Here is a 17981-nt window from a genome sequence, read left to right as displayed (position 1 = left end):
GCCCGGCGCGCGCAAGGCGCACCGCATGGCTCAGACCGTGGAGGCCGCCGCCGGCTTCCACGGCTTGGCGACATCCTCGTAGTCGACCCGCTTGGCGCGCAGCCGCGCCAGCAGGTCGTCGAAGCGCTCGAAGCGCAGCACTTCCCGCGGCGGCCCCCGGTCGAGGTCTTCCACGACCAGCACGGCCGCGTCGCCCGCACTCCCCGGCAGCCCCTCTCCCCGATGGTCGAGCAGCACGAGCCGGCCGTGGTCCGCGTCCAGCACGACGAGCCGGTGCGGCTCGGCGAACTGCGCCTTCCATGGCGTTTCTTCCGGCGCGAAGACGATGCGGTCCGACAGTTCGGCGAGGGTCGTGAAATGCTCCATCGGCACGAGGTAGCGCACCGCCTCGACATAGGTGCGCGGCAGCCCTTCGCCGCTTTCCAGGTCGACGAAGCGGCATGACACACCGCCGCCATTCTTGGCTCGCCACAAGTCCGTGAGCGACGGCGGCAGCCGAACGCCCAGCCGCGCCTCGGTTCGCGCAACGAGCGCGTCGTCGGCCGCCAGCGCCGGCTCCGAACCGTCCTTGCGCTGCACCGCATTGAGGTAGAAGGCGTGCGGGCGTGCCTCGCCCCAGAACATCGGCGCGCGCAGGGCCTCGGGCGCCTCGCCGAGCGGTCGTTCGAGATCGCTGTCGGCTGAAGGCGCAACACCGGGCGAGCGCCGCTCGCGGCGCAGCGTCGAGAAGAATTCATCGAAGCTGTCGAACGCGGCGTCGACCGGATCGGCGCCAGGCTGCTTGCCATAGTCCACGATCAGCACGCCCGCCTCCGGTCCGCGCCTGTAGTCGAGCAGCGTCATGTCGCCGTAGCGAGCCTGCAGCACGACGAGCTTGTCGGCATCGGCGGGCACGTCCTCGGGCTCGTGCGTGAAGTCGTCGTAGTGCTCAGCCACGGTGCGCAGATCGCCCACCGGGACGAGGCTCGAGTAGTCGATGGAGAAGGCGCCGCGCCAGTCTTCGTCGACGGGCTTCGCGTCGGCCTTGAGCGGCACGTACTGCCAACCCACGTAGCCGCCGTTCATCACGCCGTAGAGCTGCCGCAGCGTGACGGGCAACCGGAAGCCCAGCCGCGCCTCGGCTTCGGCGAGCATGGCCTCGCTCGCCGCGAACGGCGGCTTCGCCACGGCCTCGCCATGCAGTTGCGACAGCGCCTGCCGCGCAGCGTTGATGCGGAAGTAGCCGGGCGAGACGAAGAAGCTGTCGATGCGCAGCGGCATCGGGTCCAGGTCGAGTTCGACCTCTTCGACGCTGGCTGCTGCCGCAGCCCTGTCCGCATCCGCATCCGCATCCGCATCCGCTTCCGCTTCCGGCACCGGCGGTTCCGCGTCCGGCGAAGCATGCGGCGTCACCGCTTCGAGCCGGATGATCGCCGCGCTTGCCGCGACAGCCACGGCGAACAGCGCCAGCGCCCATCGGACATCTGTGCCGGACAGCTCGGCGATCGGTGCGGCCGGCGCCAGCAGCGCGGCCAGGCCAAGGCCGATCAGGTAGAACAAGCCCGCAACCACGGCTTGGATCGGCAGCGTCACGAGCGCCGAGAGCACGATCCGCTTCGCGCCGCCGAGCCGCCACGCCAGCACCCATGAATTCCATTTACCCAGCGCATAGAGCACGATGAACAGCGGTGCGGCCAGCACAACGGTCCATGCCGAACGATGCAGCCCGCCGGCAGCGGCCATCGACAGCACGAGCAGCAGCCCCATGGCGATGCGCAGGACAGGCGCGAGCGCGCCCGATGGATTGTGTGTGGACACCGGTCGATCCTCCCTGTTGAGCGCCTCCTGGCGGCGCTGCGGGAGTTTCACACAGGCGCTCTCAAGTTGTCGTCACGCGCGGCACGGAAAGGCCCGGCACGCCGTGAAAGAGGACGAGGCAACCAGGCCTTGCTGGCGTGCCTCAGCGCCGCGGGCGCTGCCCAGGGGTGGGCTTGATGCCCATATTGGTCTTCTGGCGGTCGATGCGCGCCTGGCGGCGGCGGTCTTCGCGCTCCATGACCTTGCGCTTGGTGTAACCCGACGAATCGGCCCATGCCCACCACGCCACGGCCATCGCGAACGGAGACAGCACGATCCACCAGCTCCAGCCGGCGACCGTGCCGATCTCGAAATACTTCAGGGCCAATCCAAGCAGGCCCAACACCAGAAACCACATCGCGAATCCCTCCGGGTTGTATTGGCACGCATCCGTACGCCGTGCACGGCGCTACCTACAATCGCGTCGAGTCGAATGTAACTCAGCCCTTACGAAATACATCCCCATGAAAAGAGTCTTGTTGACGGCAGCCTTGGGCCTCGGCCTGGGTGCTCTCGCCGTACCCGCCTTCGCGGACCTGGCATTGGCGACGTCGAAGAACTGCATGAGCTGTCACGCGGTCGAGCGCAAGGTGCTCGGGCCTTCGTTCAAGGACGTGGCCGCGAAGTACAAGGACGACAAGGGTGCCGCCGACCGGCTCGCCAGCAAGATCATGAAGGGCGGCTCGGGCGTATGGGGTCCGGTGCCGATGCCGGCGAACAACCAGGTCAGCGAAGCCGACGCGAAGAAGCTCGCGGCCTGGGTGCTCTCGACGAAGTAGCCGGCCCCTAGCCGCCCTGCCCGGGCATCATGCCTGCGGGTTGATGTCCACCGGCAGCGGCCGCCGCTCGATGCGATCCTCGAGCTGGCCGATGTGCGCGGCCACCGTGTTGTCGGTCTGGTCGGAGCGCAGGCGGATCGCGGTCTCGAGCTGTTCCAGGCGCGCCAGCATCGCCGATTGGCGCTCGGCGTTCTGTGCCATGTGCTTGTTCTCCTGGGCTTCGAGGAAATTGCGCAGTTCGGTGAAGCGCGAGGCCTCGGCCTTGTCGGCCAGGTCGCGCTGGATCTGCATTTCCTTCGTGTGGCGCTTGGTATCGAGCAGCACCGAGCTGTGCAGGTACAGCACGTACACCAGGAAGAAGACGGCGAGCACCACCGTCAGGCCGAGCATGACCAGCCCCAGCGGCGCCGAGACCGACATGAAGCCCAGCGACATCTCGGTGGGCGTCGACAGCGCGCCCCAGTTCAGCGCGGCGAGTGCCGCGATGAGCAGCACGATGACGAAGAGAAAAGCGGATCTCGCGCCCATGGAGGCCTCCTTCTGAAAGAGCGAACACATCGCAAACGCGCGCACACGTCGGCGCGCGGCGGTTGCGATGGTTTTACCTCAGCCAGACGGCCGGTTCGGCGCAGATGGCCGCATTGACGGCCACGTCCTACATCGGCTGCAGGCCCAGATCAGAGCTTCTCGGAAAGCTGCTCCAGGATCGCCGGGTTCTCCAGCGTGGAGGTGTCCTGCGTGATCGCCTCGCCCTTGGCGATGCTGCGCAGCAGGCGCCGCATGATCTTGCCGCTGCGCGTCTTGGGCAGGTTGTCGCCGAAGCGGATGTCCTTGGGCTTGGCGATCGGGCCGATCTCCTTGGCGACCCAGTTGCGCAGTTCGTTGGCGATCTGTTTGGCTTCCTCGCCGGTGGGACGCGCGCGCTTGAGCACGACGAAGGCGCACACCGCCTCGCCTGTCACGTCGTCGGGGCGGCCCACCACCGCGGCTTCGGCCACGAGATCGGTCTTGGAGACGAGCGCCGATTCGATTTCCATCGTGCCTAGGCGGTGTCCCGAGACGTTCAACACGTCGTCGATGCGGCCGGTGATGCGGAAGTAGCCGCGGTCTTCGCTGCGCACCGCGCCGTCGCCGGCCAGGTAGATCGTGCCGCCCATCTCCTCGGGGAAATAGCTCTTCTTGAAGCGCTCGGGATCGTTCCAGATCGTGCGGATCATCGAGGGCCACGGCCGCTTGATGACCAGCATGCCGCCCGCGCCGTTGGGCAGGTCCTTGCCGGTCTCGTCGACGATCGCGGCCATGATGCCCGGCAGCGGCAGCGTGCACGAGCCCGGCACCAGCGGCGTGGCGCCCGGCAGCGGCGTGATGACGTGGCCGCCCGTCTCGGTCTGCCAGAAGGTGTCGACGATCGGGCAGCGCTCGCCGCCGATATTGCGGTGGTACCACATCCAAGCCTCCGGGTTGATCGGCTCGCCGACCGAACCGAGGATGCGCAGGCTGGTGAGGTCCCAGTTCTTCGGATGCACCTTCTCGTCGCCCTCGGCCGCCTTGATGAGCGAACGGATGGCGGTGGGCGCGGTATAGAACACGCTGACCTTGTGCTTCTCGATCATCTGCCAGAAGCGGCCTGCATGCGGGAAGGTGGGGATGCCCTCGAACACGACCTGCGTGGCGCCGGCCGCAAGCGGGCCGTAGGCGACGTAGGTGTGGCCGGTGATCCAGCCGATGTCGGCGGTGCACCAGAACACGTCTTCGGGCTTGATGTCGAAGGTCCAGTCCATGGTGAGCTTGGCCCACAGCAGGTAGCCGCCGGTGGCGTGCTGCACGCCCTTGGGCTTGCCGGTGGAGCCCGAGGTGTAGAGGATGAACAGCGGATGCTCGGCGTTCACCGGCACGGGCGCGCATTCGGTGCTCTGGCCCTTCAGCACCTCGGCGAAGGTCTTGTCGCGGCCTTCGACGCGGTTCCACGCGGTGGGCGTGCGCTCGTAGACGAACACCGTCCTGATCGACTCGCAGCCGCCCAGCGCGATGCCGTCGTCCACGATGGCCTTCAGCGGCAGTTCCTTGCCGCCGCGCAACTGGAAGTTGGCGGTGATGACCGCCACCGCGCCGGCGTCGATGATGCGTTCCTGCAGCGCCTTGGCAGAGAAGCCGCCGAACACCACGCTGTGCGTGGCGCCGATGCGCGCGCAGGCCTGCATCGCGATCACGCCCTCGACCGTCATCGGCATGTAGATGATGACCCGGTCGCCCTTGCCGATGCCCTCGGCCTTGAGCGCGTTGGCGAACTGGCTCACGCGGGCGAGCAGTTCCTTGTAGGTGACGTTGGTGACGGTGCCGTCGTCCGCCTCGAACACGATGGCGGTCTTGTTCTCGACCGGGGTGCCGATGTGCCTGTCGAGGCAGTTGGCGCTGGCGTTGAGCTCGCCGTCGCCGAACCATTGGTAGAACGGCGCGTTCGATTCGTCGAGCGTCTTCGTGAAGGGCTTGGTCCACTGGAGATTGCCCTTCGCCAGGCGGGACCAGAACCCGTCGAAGTCCTGCTCGGCTTCCTTGCACAGCGCCTCGTAGGCCGCCATGCCGGAGATGCGGGCGCCTTCGGTGGCGCGGGCGTCGGGCGGGAACACGCGGTTCTCGACCAGGACGGATTCAATGTTCTTCGATGCGCTGCTCATGCTCTTTGTCTCCTGGATGGATGCGGGCGTACTGTCGGCGGCCGCACTTACGGGTCACTGACGATCCGATGTTAGTTCGCAGGGTTATCACGAGTGCGACACGGGGCCACCCCTAGAATCGCCGGTCCGCAACAACCTGCCTCGCGATGTCCGCTCCCGATCCTTTCGACACCCGGAACCCGCCCGTACCACGCCGCGGCTCGCCGCTGCGCCCGCTGCCCAAGCTGATCTTCGCCAGCCGCTGGCTGCAACTGCCGCTGTACCTGGGACTGATCGTCGCGCAGGCCGTGTACGTGGTGCATTTCCTGGTCGAGCTGCTGCATCTGGTGGAGGCCGCTTTCGGCAGCAAGGAAGCGCTGCAGGCGCTGATCACCAGCATCGGCTACAAGACCACCGTGCCGGTGGGCTCGCTCAACGAGACGGTCATCATGCTGGTGGTGCTCGCGCTCATCGACGTGGTGATGATCTCCAACCTGCTGATCATGGTGATCGTGGGTGGCTACGAGACCTTCGTGAGCCGCATGGACCTCGAAGGCCACCGCGACCAGCCCGAGTGGCTGAGCCACGTGAACGCCTCGGTGCTCAAGGTGAAGCTGGCCACCGCCATCATCGGCATCAGCTCGATCCACCTGCTGAAGACCTTCATCAACGCGGACAACTACACCGACCGCGTGCTGATCGCGCAGACCGTGATCCACATCACCTTCCTGTTCTCCGCCATCGCCATCGCCTACACCGACCGTCTCATGGCACCGGCGGCGCCTCACGGCGACGGGCACTGAGCGCCCGCGGCGGCCTGCCCCTCTAGCCTGCGTGTGGCACCGCGTCCCACGCAGGCACCTCGGTGAAGCGCTCGGCAAGGAAGTCGAGCATCGTGCGAAGCGCGGCCGGCATGTGCTTGCGCGAGGCGTACACCGCGTACATGCCCACTACCTGCGGTTCGAAATCGGTAAAGAGCCGCACCAGTTCGCCCGACTGCAGCAACGGCGCCGACAGGTAGGTCGGCAGCATTGCGATGCCGGCGCCCGAGCGCGCCAGGTACATCAGGCTGGCGGCATCGTTCGCCGAGACGTTGCCACCCACGGCCACCGAGGCCGGCTCCCCCGTGTCCTTGCGCGTGAAGTTCCACAGGCTTCGCCCGAAGTACGAATGCGTGAGGCAGTTGCGCTGCGCCAGCTCCTCGACGCCCGAAGGCTTGCCGTGCTCCTTCAGGTAGGCCGGCGATGCGCACACCACCGAGCGGCAGTCGGTGAGCCGCCGGGCGATCAGGTTCGGGTCGATCTCCAGCGCCACGCGAATGGCAAGGTCGATGCGCTCGTCCACCAGGTTCACCGCACGGTCGAGCAGCACCAGGTCGACCGCCACGCCCGGGTAGAGCCGCACGTAGTCGGCCACGGCGTCGGCCAGTTGCGCCTGGGCGAACGAGGTGCTGGCCGTGATGCGAAGCTGGCCGCGCGGCGCCTCGGCGGGATGCCGCACCGCGGCCTGCATGTCGCCCGTGAGCTCGAGCACCTGGCGACAGCGCGGCAGCAGCTCTTCGCCCGCCGCCGTGAGGCTCAGCCGGCGTGTGGTCCGGTGCAACAGGCGTGCGCCGGTCCACTGCTCCAGTTCGGCAACGTATCGCGTGACCACGGGCCGGGACATGTCCAGCTTGTCCGCCGCAGCCGAGAGGCTTCCCGCGTCAACCACGTTCACGAACACCCGCATTGCGTTCAATCGGTCCATTCGAACGATTTTAGAAATAAACAAACGCGCAAATCGAGGTATTTCTTTCGAAAGCCGAAACCTAAGATGCGGCTCATCGCTTCCCTTCCCATCAGATCCTTCGATCTTTCACAGGAGTCATTCATGAGCCACATCGTCATCATCGGCGCCACCGGACGTGCCGGCAGCCAGCTTCTCGAAGAAGCCCTGCGTCGCGGCCACACGGTCACGGCCATCGCCCGCAAGGCCAGCGCCAAGCTCGCCGGCCGCGCCAACGTGAAAGCCATCGACCTCGACGTGCTCGACGGCGCAGCCCTCGAGAAGGCCCTGGCCGGCCACGACGCCGTGTTCAGCGCCGCGCATTTCGCCACCGTGCCGCCCGCGGCCATCATCGAGCCGGCCAAGCGCGCCGGCGTCAAGCGCCTGCTGGTGGTCGGCGGCGCGGGCAGCCTCTTCGCGGCGCCCGGCCTGAAAGTGATCGACACGCCCAACTTCCCCGACGCCTACCGCGCCGAAGCCTCGGCCGGCGGCGTGTTCCTGGACGCGCTGCGCAACGAGAAGGACCTCGACTGGACCTTCCTGTCGCCCTCGGCCGAGTTCGTCGAAGGCGAGCGCACGGGCAAGTTCCGGCTCGGCAAGGACGACCTGCTGGTGAGCGCCGAAGGCCGCAGCTGGATCACCTTCGAGGACTACGCGATCGCGTTCATCGACGAACTCGAGAAGCCCGCGCACCGTCGCGAGCGCTACACCATCGGCTACTGACCCGGCGCCCGTCGGCCCCAACGAAAAAGGACCCTCGCGGGTCCTTTTTTCTGTCGGGCTGGCCGGGCTCAGCGACCGGTCATGTTCTCCGGCACCACCCACTGGTCGAACTGCTCGGCCGTGAGGTGCCCAGAAGCGATGGCCGCCTCGCGCAGGCTCGTGCCTTCCTTGTGCGCCTTCTTGGCGATGTAGGCCGACTTGTCGTAGCCGATGTGCGTGTTCAGCGCCGTCACCAGCATCAGCGAGCGCTGCACCAGCTCCGTGATGCGTTCGCGGTTCGGCTCGATGCCCACGGCGCAGTGGTCGTTGAAGCTCACCATGCCGTCGGCCAAGAGGCGCACGCTCTGCAGGAAGTTGTGGGCCACCATCGGGCGGAACACGTTCAGCTCGAAGTTGCCCGAGGCGCCGCCGATGTTGATGGCGACGTCGTTGCCGAACACCTGCGCGGCCAGCATCGTGACCGCCTCGCTCTGCGTCGGGTTGACCTTGCCCGGCATGATCGACGAGCCCGGTTCGTTCTCGGGAATGCTCAGCTCGCCGATGCCGCTGCGCGGGCCGCTCGCGAGCCAGCGCACGTCGTTGGCGATCTTGTTCATGCTGGCGGCGAGCGTCTTCAGCGCGCCGTGCGCGTGCACCAGCGCATCGACGCTGGCCATGGCTTCGAACTTGCTCGGTGCCGTCACGAAGGGCAAGCCCGTGAGCTTCGCCAGTTCGGCGGCCACCTGCTCTGCATAGCCCTTGGGCGCGTTCAGGCCCGTGCCGACGGCCGTGCCGCCCAGTGCCAGTTCGCTCAGGTGCGGCAGCGCGGCGCGCACGTGCGTCTCGCCGTGCGCCAGTTGCGCGACGTAGCCCGAGAACTCCTGCCCCAGCGTGAGCGGCGTGGCGTCCTGCAGGTGGGTGCGGCCGATCTTCACGATGTCGGCAAAGTCCTTCGATTTCTGCTCCAGCGTGCCGCGCAGCTTGGCAATGGCGGGCAGCAGCTTGTGCGTGATGGCCTCGACGGCGGCCACGTGCATGGCGGTCGGGAACACGTCGTTGCTCGACTGGCTGCGGTTCACGTCGTCGTTCGGGTGGACCAGGCGGCCTTCGCCGCGCTCGCCGCCGAGGATTTCGCTCGCGCGATTCGCCAGCACCTCGTTGACGTTCATGTTGGTCTGCGTGCCCGAGCCGGTCTGCCAGACCACCAGCGGGAACTCGCCCGGATGCTTGCCGGCGATGACTTCGTCGGCCGCCGCCACGATGGCGTTGGTCTTCTTCTCGTCCTGCAGGCCCAGCGCGTGGTTCACCACGGCCGATGCACGCTTGACCTGGGCCAGTGCCTTGATGATCTCGCGCGGCTGCTGCTCGCCGGAGATATCGAAGTTCTGCAGCGAGCGCTGCGTCTGCGCGCCCCACAGCTTGTCGGCCGGCACGTCGATCGGGCCGAAGGTGTCGCGCTCGGCACGGGTCTTGGGAGAAGTCGTCATGGAAAAATGCTCCGGGATCATGGAAGGTTGCGCCCGTCCGGGCGCGGTGCCGAGTATCGGCCAATACGAGTAGCTCGCATCTGACGAGGCCATTGCCTGTTCGCTGACATGGCGATACAGCGCTCGCCTTGACTTTCATCATGCCCAAAAGTTATGATCGAAGGCTTCCGACGACCAACAAGTCATGATGATGACGGCGGTCGGTCACCCCTTCACTACTCGCGGATCTCCGAATCCCGTCGCGGTGCAAGGTTCTCGCGCCGGGCCAAGCCCGGCAAACCGGGCGGATTTTTTCCGCCTCCATTGCCACGTCACGCTCATCCAGGCGGCGCCCCTCGACCAGGCCCGCCGCCCTGCGAATGAAGCATCCGGCGGGCACTGGTTTCGTCGCCAAGTCGTCTTCAGTGCCTGCCGGCAGTCCTCGAGGCTGCCGGGCCACCGCGCGCGCCGCTGCATGCGCCCTCCCCGGCAACCCATCGGCTGATGGCGCGGTCGCCGTCGCCTCCCCCGAGGCGATGTTCAGCCACCCTTCAACAAGGAGCCCCCCGCAAATGGCCAAAGGAATTCTCATCGACCACGTCTTCAAGGTCTTCGGCGACGAGCCGGAGCAAGCCCTGGAACTGGTCCGCCAAGGTCTTTCCAAGAAAGAAATCCTCGCACGCACCGGTCAGTCGATCGGCGTGTTCGACGCCACCTTCGAGATCCAGGCTGGAGAAATCTTCGTCATCATGGGGCTCTCTGGTTCGGGCAAGTCGACGTTGGTGCGGCTGCTGAACCGGCTGATCGAGCCGACCGCGGGCCGCATCGTGATCGACGGCGCCGACATCAACGGCCACTCCGACGTGCGGCTGCGGGCGCTGCGCCGCAAGGACATCAGCATGGTGTTCCAGTCTTTTGCGCTGATGCCGCACATGACGGTGCGCGAGAACACCGCCTTCGGCCTCGAACTTTCCGGCACGGGCAAGAAGGACCGCCTGGCACAGGCCGAGCTCGCGCTCGCGCAAGTCGGGCTGGCAGGCTGGGGCGACAGCTACCCCGACGAGCTTTCCGGCGGCATGCAGCAGCGCGTGGGCCTGGCGCGCGCGCTGGCGTCCGACCCGTCGATCCTGCTGATGGACGAGGCCTTCTCGGCGCTCGACCCGATCATCCGCACCGAGATGCAGTCGGAGCTGCTGCGCCTGCAGCAGGAGCAGCGCCGCACCATCGTCTTCATCTCGCACGATCTCGATGAGGCCATGCGAATCGGCGACCGCATCGCGATCATGAAGGACGGCCAGGTGATCCAGGTCGGCACGCCCGACGAGATCCTGCGCAGTCCCGCCAACGACTACGTGCGCAGCTTCGTGCGCGGCGTGGACGCTGCGGCCGTGTTCAAGGCGGGCGACATCGCGCGCAAGTCGATCACCGTGGTCAGCGAGCATCCGGAGCGAGGTGCGCGCGCGGCACTCAAGCTGCTCGAAGACCAGGACCGCGATTTCGCCTACGTCACGAGCCCGAACAAGCGCTACCTGGGCACCGTGTCGGCCGACACGCTGCGCGCCGCGCTCGACGGCCATTCCGGCCCGCTGGGCCTGCGGCACGCGTTCCTGAACGACCTCGGCGTGATCGAGGCCGACGCGCCCGTGGCCGGCCTGTTCGGCCAGGTGGGGCAGGCGCCCTGCGCGGTGCCGGTGGTGGCCGCCGACGGCCGCTTCTGCGGAGCGATCAGCAAGACGACGCTGCTGAAGTTCCTCGATCGCGACACCCCGCCGATCGACCCCGCACACCAGCCGCAGCACCAGCCCGCGGCGCCGGCCGAAGCCGCCACCGCAACCGCCGCTGCTGCCGCCTGAACGACGTCGAGAAAGAGCCATTGATGAACGACACCGCACTGCCCTCCGAACTCTCCAACCTGAACGACGCCGCGGGCGCGCTGGCCACCCAGGCCCCGGCGCCCGCGCCGATGCCTGTCGACCCGTGGGAAGCCATGTCGGCCGCGCCCGACACTTCCGCCACCAGCGCCTGGCTCGACGCCCCGGCGCCGGCCGATGCCGCTCATCAGCTGGCCGGCCAGGCCGATGCCGCCACCGGCGGCCTGCAGCTGCACCGCCTGTGGGACGGCTCGCTGCCGGTCGAATCCTGGATCAACCACGGCCTGGGCTGGGTGGTCACCCATTTCCGCCCCTTCTTCCAGACGGTGCGCCTGCCGATCGACAGCACGCTGAACTGGGTGCAGAGCCTGCTCACCGGCCTGCCGACGCTGGCGATGATCGCCCTCGTCGGCCTGTTCGCCTGGCAGTTCGCCGGCCGCGCGCTGGCCATCGGCACCACGGTGGCGCTCCTGCTCGTGGCCATGCTGGGCATCTGGCCCGAAGCCATGGTGACGCTGTCGCTGGTGCTGACCTCTCTGGTGTTCTGCATGGTCATCGGCCTGCCGCTGGGTGTGCTGCTGGCCAGCAGCGACCGCGCGCAACGCATCATGCGGCCGGTGCTCGACGCGATGCAGACCACGCCGGCCTTCGTGTACCTCGTGCCGGTGGTGATGCTGTTCGGCATCGGCAACGTGCCGGGCGTGATCGTGACCATCATCTTCGCGCTGGCCCCGCTGGTGCGGCTGACCAACCTCGGGCTGCGCCAGGTGCGCCCCGACCTGATCGAGGCCGCGCGCGCCTACGGCGCCTCGCCCTGGCAGATGCTGGTGAAGGTGCAGCTGCCGCTGGCCATGCCGTCGATCATGGCCGGCATCAACCAGGCGCTGATGCTGTCGCTGTCGATGGTGGTCATCGCCTCGATGATCGCCGTGGGCGGCCTCGGCCAGATGGTGCTGCGCGGCATCGGCCGGCTCGACATGGGCCTGGCGACCGTGGGCGGCCTTGGCATCGTGCTGCTGGCCATCTCGCTGGACCGCCTCACGCAGGCCATGGGCAAGTCGCGCCGCAGCGCCGGCCGCCGCTGGTGGCACACCGGCCCCATCGGCCTCGCGCTGCGCACGCTGCAGCGCGCCGTAGCGCCGGGCCGCACCCACGCCGAGCCGGCGCCCGCCCTGTCGACGCAAGCGCATTGAACGGAGGACACGGAAGCATGAAACGCATGAACAAGACAACGCCTGCCCGCTTCCTCGCAAGCAGCCTGCTGGCGCTGGCCTTCGCCGTCTCGGGCGTGGCCGCCCACGCCGCCAACGACCTGCCCGGCAAGGGCGTGACGGTGCGCCCGCTGAAGAGCTCGCTGGCCGAAGAGGCGTTCCAGACGCTGCTGGTGATGCGCGCGCTCGAGAAGCTCGGCTACACCGTCGAGCCCATGAAGGACCTCGAGCCCGCCACCGAGCACCTGGCCATCGCCAACGGCGACGCCACCTTCATGGCCAACCACTGGAGCCTGCTGCACGCCGACTTCTACAAGAACAGCGGCGGCGACGCCAAGCTGTGGCGCAAGGGCGTGTATTCCGACGGCGCGGTGCAGGGCTACCTGATCGACCGCAAGACGGCCGAGCAATACAACATCACGAACATCGCGCAGCTGAAGGACCCGGCGATCGCGAAGCTGTTCGACGCGGACGGCGACGGCCGCGCCGACCTCACCGGCTGCAACCCCGGCTGGGGCTGCGAGCTGGCCATCGAGAACCACCTCACGGCCTACCAGCTGCGCGACACCGTCAGCCACAAGCAGGGCAGCTACGCCGCGCTGATGGCCGACACCATCGCCCGCTTCAAGCAGGACAAGCCGGTGCTGTACTACACCTGGACACCCTACTGGGTGAGCGCCGTGCTGCGTCCCGGCACGGACGTGGTATGGCTGCAGGTGCCCTTCTCTTCCTCGCAGGAAGGCCAGGCCGACACGCAACTGCCCAATGGCAAGAACTACGGGTTCCAGGCCAACCAGGAACAGATCGTCGCCAACCGCGAGTTCGCCGAGAAGAATCCTGCCGCGGCCCGGCTGTTCGAGGTGATGAAGCTGCCGATCAGCGACATCAACGCCCAGAACCTGCGCATGAGCCAGGGCGCCAACACGCAGAAGGACGTCGAGCGCCACACCGATGGCTGGATCAAGGTGCACCAGCAGGTGTTCGACGGCTGGATCGCGCAGGCGCGGGCCGCGGCGCGCTAGCCTTCGCCGGCGCCGCACGCCGGGCGTGGGCCTGCGGCGGCTGAGATAATCGGGGGGCGTTTTTCACACTCCAACAAAGACTCCCCCCACCATGACGACCACGATCCAGCAGGCCGACCTGATCGAATCGATCAGCGCCGCGCTGCAGTACATCAGCTACTACCATCCCGCCGACTACATCGCCCACCTCGCCAAGGCCTACGAGCGCGAGCAGAGCCCGGCGGCGAAGGACGCCATCGCGCAGATCCTGACCAACAGCAAAATGAGCGCCACCGGCCACCGGCCGATCTGCCAGGACACCGGCATCGTCAACGTGTTCCTCAAGGTGGGCATGGACGTGCGCTGGGGCGGCTTCACCGGCAGCCTCGACGACGCCATCAACGAAGGCGTGCGCCGCGGCTACAACCACCCCGACAACACGCTGCGCGCCTCGGTCGTGGCCGACCCGCAGTTCGACCGCAAGAACACCAAGGACAACACGCCCGCGGTGATCTTCACCGAGATCGTGCCGGGCAACACCGTCGAGGTGACGGTCGCGGCCAAGGGCGGCGGCAGCGAGAACAAGAGCAAGCTGGTCATGCTCAACCCCGGCGACAGCGTGGTCGACTGGGTGCTCAAGACCGTGCCGACGATGGGCGCCGGCTGGTGCCCGCCGGGCATGCTGGGCATCGGCATCGGCGGCACCGCCGAGAAGGCCGCGCTGATGGCCAAGGAAAGCCTGATGGACGATCTCGACATGCACGAGTTGCAGGCCAAGAAGGCCTCGGGCGCCGAGCTGAGCAAGGTCGAGGCGCTGCGCATCGAGCTCTACGAGAAGGTCAACGCGCTGGGCATCGGCGCGCAGGGCCTGGGCGGCCTGGCGACCGTGCTCGACATCAAGATCAAGATGTACCCGACGCATGCCGCCAGCAAGCCGGTGGCGATGATCCCGAACTGCGCGGCGACCCGCCATGCGCATTTCGTGATGGACGGCAGCGGCGCGGTGTACCTCGACCCGCCGTCGCTCGACCTGTGGCCCGACGTGAACTGGGCGCCCGACGAGAAGAAGAGCAAGCGCGTGGACCTCGACAAGCTCACGCCCGCCGAAGTTGCAAGCTGGAAGCCCGGCGACACGCTGCTGCTCAACGGCAAGATGCTCACCGGCCGCGATGCCGCGCACAAGCGCATCCAGGGCATGCTGGCCAAGGGCGAGAAGCTGCCGGTCGACTTCACCAACCGCGTCATCTACTACGTCGGCCCGGTCGACCCGGTGGGCGACGAGGCCGTGGGCCCGGCCGGCCCGACCACCGCGACGCGCATGGACGGCTTCACCGAGATGATGCTGGCCCAGACCGGCCTGATCGCCATGATCGGCAAGGCCGAGCGCGGCCCGGTCGCCATCGAGGCCATCAAGAAGCACAAGAGCGCCTACCTCATGGCCGTGGGCGGCGCCGCCTACCTCGTGAGCAAGGCCATCAAGACCGCGAAGGTGGTGGGCTTCGAGGACCTGGGCATGGAGGCCATCTACGAATTCGACGTGGTCGACATGCCGGTGACGGTGGCGGTCGACGCAGGCGGCACCAGCGCGCACATCACCGGCCCGGCCGAGTGGCAGAAGCGCATCGCCAGCGGCGAGTTCAAGACCGTGATGATGGAAGCCGCTTGAACACCGTAGGCGTCTTCGACAGCGGGGTCGGCGGACTCAGCGTGCTGGCCGCGCTCAGGGCCGAGCTGCCGCACGAGAACTTCGTGTACTTCGCGGACACGGCCTATGCGCCGTACGGCGAACGCGGAGACGCCTACGTGATCGAGCGCACGCGCGCGGTGGTCGACCACCTGCTGCGCGAGCACGGCATCAAGGCGCTGGTGGTCGCCTGCAACACCGCGACCACCGCCGCCATCCACCTGCTGCGCGCGGAGCATCCGGCGCTGCCGATCGTCGGGCTCGAACCCGGCCTGAAGCCTGCGGTGGCGGCGAGCCGTACCGGGCATGTGTCGGTGATGGCCACGCGCGGCACGCTGGCCAGCGCCAAGTACGCGAACCTGCGCGCCTCTTTCGCCGGCTCGGCCGACGTGCGCTCCGTGCCATGCGATGGCCTCGTGAAGGCCATCGAAGGCTTCGACACCGCCGGCATCGCCGAGCTGTGCGAGCGCTACATGAAGGAGGCCGGGCCTTTCGGCGACGGCCCCGACGACGTCGACACGGTGGTGCTTGGCTGCACGCACTACCCGCTCGTCAAGGATCAACTCGGCCGGCACGCGCCGGCCACGCTGCGCTTCATCGACACCGGCGTGCCAGTTGCGCAGCAGACGCGGCGCCTGCTGACGTCGGCAGGCCGGCTCGCAGACAGCGGCGACGGCAGCCTGCTGCTGCAAGGCAGCGGCGACGTGGCGTGGCTCGAGGCCGCGGCGTCGCGCTGGCTCGGGCTTTCCACGACCACTGCGGACTGACCCGGCTTCATGCAACTCCCGTATCGGCCGTCTCCCATGCGCCTGCTGCGCCACACCGCAATTTTCGTCCTGTGGCTGTCGGCTGCCGGGCTGAGCCAAGCGGCCTGCGAAAGCGGGCTGGCCGAGCGCATGCATGCCAAGCTGCATCCGAACCGTCCGCTCGACGAGCGGCTTGCGGCCTGCAAGATCTGGCCCGCGTTCCCGGGCCGAAGCATCGTGGTGCTGCCGCTGCCGCGCGAGACCACCGACCGCGGCGCCAAGGTCTTCGATCTCGAGATCTTGCTGATCCAGCGGCCCGACAACGGCAACACCGAACGCGACACCGTCATCGGCCGGCTGCTGCAACCCGAGGCGCTCGACGAGGACGCCACCACCTCGATCCAGGACATCCGCATCGACACATCGCGCTATGTGCTGTCGCCCGAGGCCCGCGCCTTCGGCCTGCGCGTGCGCTACCGCGGCACCAATGCACCCGGCAGCCCGCTCGCGAGCGAGACGGTGCGCCTTTACGTGCACCACGCCAAGCAACTGCGCCAGGTGCTGCCGGAGGTCGAGCTCGACCACGACAACGGCGGCTGGGACTCCACGTGCACCGGGCATTTCGACAAGCTGCGCACCATGCTGTCGGTCGGCAAGGGCAGCAGCAACGGACTGGCCGACCTGCAGCTGTCGCGCACCCTGCGGCAGAGCCGCGCGCAGGAGCAGGAAGACCAGGGCTGCATCGAGAAGACGCTGCCCCCGAAGTTCAACACCGTGACGCTGCGCTACGACGGCGAGCGCTACCGGGTGCCGAAGTCGTTGCGGCAGCAGATTCCCTGACGAGCGCCTGAACGGCGCCGGTCTTTCACGGGGCTGTCATACCAAAGCAACAGGATGCGCGGTTTCTTACAAAGGACAACCGCGCACAATGAACTCGCATCTTTCGGCACGCATTCCATTCAAGCCCATGTTGCTCGCCAGCGCACTTTCGCTTCTGTTGGCAGCCTGCGGCGGCGGGGGTGGTGGCGCCGGCTTCAGCTTCTTCCCGCCGGCCGGCAGCACGCCGCCCGCTGTGCAGCCGCCCGCGACGCAGCCCGAAGCCCAGCCTGAAGCGAGCCTGTTCGTTTCGCAGGCGCGATTCACGCCCAACGCAGGAACCACCGAAGGCTCTTCGGACGCATCGACGGCCCTCGCCCTGCCCGGTGACTTCATGCTGGTGGCGGACGACGAATCGAATGTGCTGCGCGTGTACCCGCGCGCCGGCGGCGCCGCCGTGAAGGAATGGAGCTACGAGCTCGAGGGCCCCAAGCTCACCAAGGAGCTCGACCTCGAAGCCGGCACGCGCATCGGCGACACGCTGTATTTCACCGGCTCCAACAGCAACAAGAAGGACGGCGCGGACGCCGCCGCCGACCGCTCGCACCTGTTCGCGGTCAAGGTCAGCGGCACGGGCGCGGACACCGCCTTCAGCTACGTCGGCCAGTTCGCGCTGCTCGAAGCGCAGCTCATCGCCTGGGACAAAACCAACGCGCACGGCCTCGGCGCCGACCATTTCGGCTTCGCCGTGTCGGCAGGGGCCGGGATCGTGCCCGAGCGCGTCGACGGCTTCTCCATCGAAGGCATGACCAGCTCGCCGGGCGACACCGCCCTGTGGCTGGGCTTCCGCGCACCGCAGACCGGTAACACGGTGCGCGCAAAGGCGCTGATCGTGCCGGTGCAGAACTACGCCGCGCTCATCGCCGGCACGGCCACGCAGGCCACGTTCGGCGCGCCCATCGAGCTGGAACTCGGCGGCCGGGGCATCCGCTCCATCGACAAGGGCACCGACGGCAACTACCTGATCGTCGCCGGCCCGGCCGGCGCCGCCAGATCAGCGCCATCGCCAGCGCAACGCCCGGGAGGCCCGTGAAGCGGGGCGTAACAGCCAGCGCGATGGTGGCCAGCACGCAGCCCGCGGTGGCGAACATCAGCACGCGCTTCTTCGCCGCATGCTGGTCGGCCCAAGCGCCGATCGCGGGCATCGTGAGCATCACGATGGCGTAGGAGGTGCTGAGGGCGGCTGTCCATGCGAAGGCCGCCCAGGGTGCGCCCTTGGCAATGCCACCGACGAAGTAGGCGGCGAACACCGCGGTGATGACGACCGTGGTGTAGCCCGAGTTGGCGAAGTCGTACATCGCCCAGCCGAACACTTCGCGCTTGCGCACTCCCGAGCGCAGCGCAGAGGCGGGAAACAGGGCCATGCGGCCTCTTTCTCGCGGGGGTGGAAG

At 67.8% G+C, this 17981-nt stretch carries 16 protein-coding genes and 1 pseudogene; 10 read left to right on the top strand and 7 right to left on the bottom strand.

Features of this window, described 5'->3' with window-relative positions:
- Positions 1 to 30: 30 nt before the first annotated feature.
- On the bottom strand, positions 31 to 1797 hold the full coding sequence (locus AACL56_RS13770) for an SMI1/KNR4 family protein (RefSeq protein WP_339090373.1): 1767 nt from the start codon (positions 1795 to 1797) through the stop codon (positions 31 to 33).
- Between the two features lie 142 nt (positions 1798 to 1939).
- Positions 1940 to 2194 (bottom strand): TIGR04438 family Trp-rich protein, encoded by a 255-nt coding sequence (locus tag AACL56_RS13765; RefSeq protein WP_339090372.1) that lies wholly within the window; start codon positions 2192 to 2194, stop codon positions 1940 to 1942.
- A 106-nt stretch (positions 2195 to 2300) separates the two neighbouring features.
- Between AACL56_RS13765 and AACL56_RS13760 the strand changes: the two genes are divergently transcribed.
- Entirely contained in the window at positions 2301 to 2615 is a 315-nt protein-coding gene (locus AACL56_RS13760; protein ID WP_339090371.1) for a c-type cytochrome, read from the top strand.
- 27 nt (positions 2616 to 2642) lie between these two features.
- Here the strand turns inward: AACL56_RS13760 and AACL56_RS13755 are convergent, their stop codons facing one another.
- Entirely contained in the window at positions 2643 to 3143 is a 501-nt protein-coding gene (locus tag AACL56_RS13755) for a LapA family protein (RefSeq protein WP_339090370.1), read from the bottom strand.
- A 149-nt stretch (positions 3144 to 3292) separates the two neighbouring features.
- Positions 3293 to 5290: an acetate--CoA ligase gene (gene acs / locus AACL56_RS13750; RefSeq protein WP_339090369.1), complete on the bottom strand. Its 1998-nt coding sequence runs from the start codon at positions 5288 to 5290 to the stop codon at positions 3293 to 3295.
- Positions 5291 to 5436: 146 nt separating this feature from the next.
- Between acs and AACL56_RS13745 the strand changes: the two genes are divergently transcribed.
- Positions 5437 to 6072 carry a YqhA family protein gene (locus AACL56_RS13745; RefSeq protein ID WP_339090368.1) on the top strand — a complete coding sequence of 212 codons (636 nt, stop codon included), beginning with the start codon at positions 5437 to 5439 and terminating at the stop codon, positions 6070 to 6072.
- A gap of 22 nt (positions 6073 to 6094) precedes the next feature.
- Here AACL56_RS13745 and AACL56_RS13740 read toward each other — a convergent pair whose 3' ends face one another.
- Positions 6095 to 7015, bottom strand: a complete 921-nt coding sequence (locus AACL56_RS13740) for a LysR family transcriptional regulator (RefSeq protein ID WP_339090367.1) — start codon at positions 7013 to 7015, stop codon at positions 6095 to 6097.
- Between the two features lie 123 nt (positions 7016 to 7138).
- On the opposite strand from AACL56_RS13740, the gene AACL56_RS13735 reads away from it, so the two are divergent.
- Positions 7139 to 7756, top strand: a complete 618-nt coding sequence (locus AACL56_RS13735) for an NAD(P)-dependent oxidoreductase (RefSeq protein WP_339090366.1) — start codon at positions 7139 to 7141, stop codon at positions 7754 to 7756.
- 68 nt (positions 7757 to 7824) lie between these two features.
- On the opposite strand, the gene fumC is transcribed toward AACL56_RS13735, so the two are convergent.
- Complete coding sequence (fumC, locus tag AACL56_RS13730) at positions 7825 to 9222, bottom strand: class II fumarate hydratase (protein ID WP_339090365.1); 1398 nt, start codon at positions 9220 to 9222, stop codon at positions 7825 to 7827.
- A gap of 551 nt (positions 9223 to 9773) precedes the next feature.
- Here fumC and proV point away from each other — a divergent pair.
- From proV to AACL56_RS13695, 7 genes are all read left to right on the top strand, one after another.
- Positions 9774 to 11054 (top strand): glycine betaine/L-proline ABC transporter ATP-binding protein ProV, encoded by a 1281-nt coding sequence (gene proV, locus AACL56_RS13725; RefSeq protein ID WP_339090364.1) that lies wholly within the window; start codon positions 9774 to 9776, stop codon positions 11052 to 11054.
- 23 nt (positions 11055 to 11077) lie between these two features.
- Complete coding sequence (gene proW / locus AACL56_RS13720; RefSeq protein ID WP_339090363.1) at positions 11078 to 12265, top strand: glycine betaine/L-proline ABC transporter permease ProW; 1188 nt, start codon at positions 11078 to 11080, stop codon at positions 12263 to 12265.
- Between the two features lie 17 nt (positions 12266 to 12282).
- Positions 12283 to 13305, top strand: coding sequence for a glycine betaine ABC transporter substrate-binding protein (gene proX / locus AACL56_RS13715; protein WP_425337013.1), 1023 nt, complete (start codon positions 12283 to 12285; stop codon positions 13303 to 13305).
- A gap of 91 nt (positions 13306 to 13396) precedes the next feature.
- The gene (locus tag AACL56_RS13710; protein WP_339090362.1) at positions 13397 to 14950 is read left to right on the top strand and encodes a fumarate hydratase; all 1554 of its coding nucleotides are present in this window, start codon (positions 13397 to 13399) and stop codon (positions 14948 to 14950) included.
- A complete protein-coding gene (murI, locus tag AACL56_RS13705) occupies positions 14947 to 15735 on the top strand; it encodes a glutamate racemase (RefSeq protein ID WP_339090361.1) in 789 nt (262 codons plus the stop codon). Before AACL56_RS13710 ends, murI begins: the two co-directional genes overlap by 4 nt.
- Positions 15736 to 15744: 9 nt before the next feature.
- Positions 15745 to 16554, top strand: coding sequence for a hypothetical protein (locus AACL56_RS13700; protein WP_339090360.1), 810 nt, complete (start codon positions 15745 to 15747; stop codon positions 16552 to 16554).
- A gap of 88 nt (positions 16555 to 16642) precedes the next feature.
- Positions 16643 to 17623 carry a hypothetical protein gene (locus AACL56_RS13695; protein WP_339090359.1) on the top strand — a complete coding sequence of 327 codons (981 nt, stop codon included), beginning with the start codon at positions 16643 to 16645 and terminating at the stop codon, positions 17621 to 17623.
- On the opposite strand, the pseudogene AACL56_RS13690 reads toward AACL56_RS13695, so the two are convergent.
- A pseudogene (locus AACL56_RS13690) lies at positions 17583 to 17954 on the bottom strand (MFS transporter); the annotation flags it as partial. The gene AACL56_RS13695 and the pseudogene AACL56_RS13690 sit on opposite strands and share 41 nt — an antisense overlap.
- Positions 17955 to 17981: the final 27 nt, after the last annotated feature.

Origin of the sequence: Variovorax paradoxus, assembly GCF_902712855.1 — a bacterium.
In the GTDB taxonomy this organism is placed as follows: domain Bacteria; phylum Pseudomonadota; class Gammaproteobacteria; order Burkholderiales; family Burkholderiaceae_C; genus Variovorax; species Variovorax paradoxus_Q.
The sequence above is the reverse complement of the archived record's forward strand: the minus strand, read 5'-3'. Positions and strand labels throughout refer to the sequence as shown.

Coding starts and splice junctions, on each gene's coding strand:
- proX (WP_425337013.1), top strand. CDS start 12,283: ATGAAACGCATGAACAAGACAACGCCTGCCCGCTTCCTCGCAAGCAGC.
- AACL56_RS13700 (WP_339090360.1), top strand. CDS start 15,745: ATGCAACTCCCGTATCGGCCGTCTCCCATGCGCCTGCTGCGCCACACC.
- AACL56_RS13755 (WP_339090370.1), bottom strand. CDS start 3,143: ATGGGCGCGAGATCCGCTTTTCTCTTCGTCATCGTGCTGCTCATCGCG.
- AACL56_RS13760 (WP_339090371.1), top strand. CDS start 2,301: ATGAAAAGAGTCTTGTTGACGGCAGCCTTGGGCCTCGGCCTGGGTGCT.
- AACL56_RS13695 (WP_339090359.1), top strand. CDS start 16,643: ATGAACTCGCATCTTTCGGCACGCATTCCATTCAAGCCCATGTTGCTC.
- acs (WP_339090369.1), bottom strand. CDS start 5,290: ATGAGCAGCGCATCGAAGAACATTGAATCCGTCCTGGTCGAGAACCGC.
- proW (WP_339090363.1), top strand. CDS start 11,078: ATGAACGACACCGCACTGCCCTCCGAACTCTCCAACCTGAACGACGCC.
- AACL56_RS13740 (WP_339090367.1), bottom strand. CDS start 7,015: ATGGACCGATTGAACGCAATGCGGGTGTTCGTGAACGTGGTTGACGCG.
- AACL56_RS13735 (WP_339090366.1), top strand. CDS start 7,139: ATGAGCCACATCGTCATCATCGGCGCCACCGGACGTGCCGGCAGCCAG.
- fumC (WP_339090365.1), bottom strand. CDS start 9,222: ATGACGACTTCTCCCAAGACCCGTGCCGAGCGCGACACCTTCGGCCCG.
- AACL56_RS13745 (WP_339090368.1), top strand. CDS start 5,437: ATGTCCGCTCCCGATCCTTTCGACACCCGGAACCCGCCCGTACCACGC.
- proV (WP_339090364.1), top strand. CDS start 9,774: ATGGCCAAAGGAATTCTCATCGACCACGTCTTCAAGGTCTTCGGCGAC.
- AACL56_RS13710 (WP_339090362.1), top strand. CDS start 13,397: ATGACGACCACGATCCAGCAGGCCGACCTGATCGAATCGATCAGCGCC.
- AACL56_RS13765 (WP_339090372.1), bottom strand. CDS start 2,194: ATGTGGTTTCTGGTGTTGGGCCTGCTTGGATTGGCCCTGAAGTATTTC.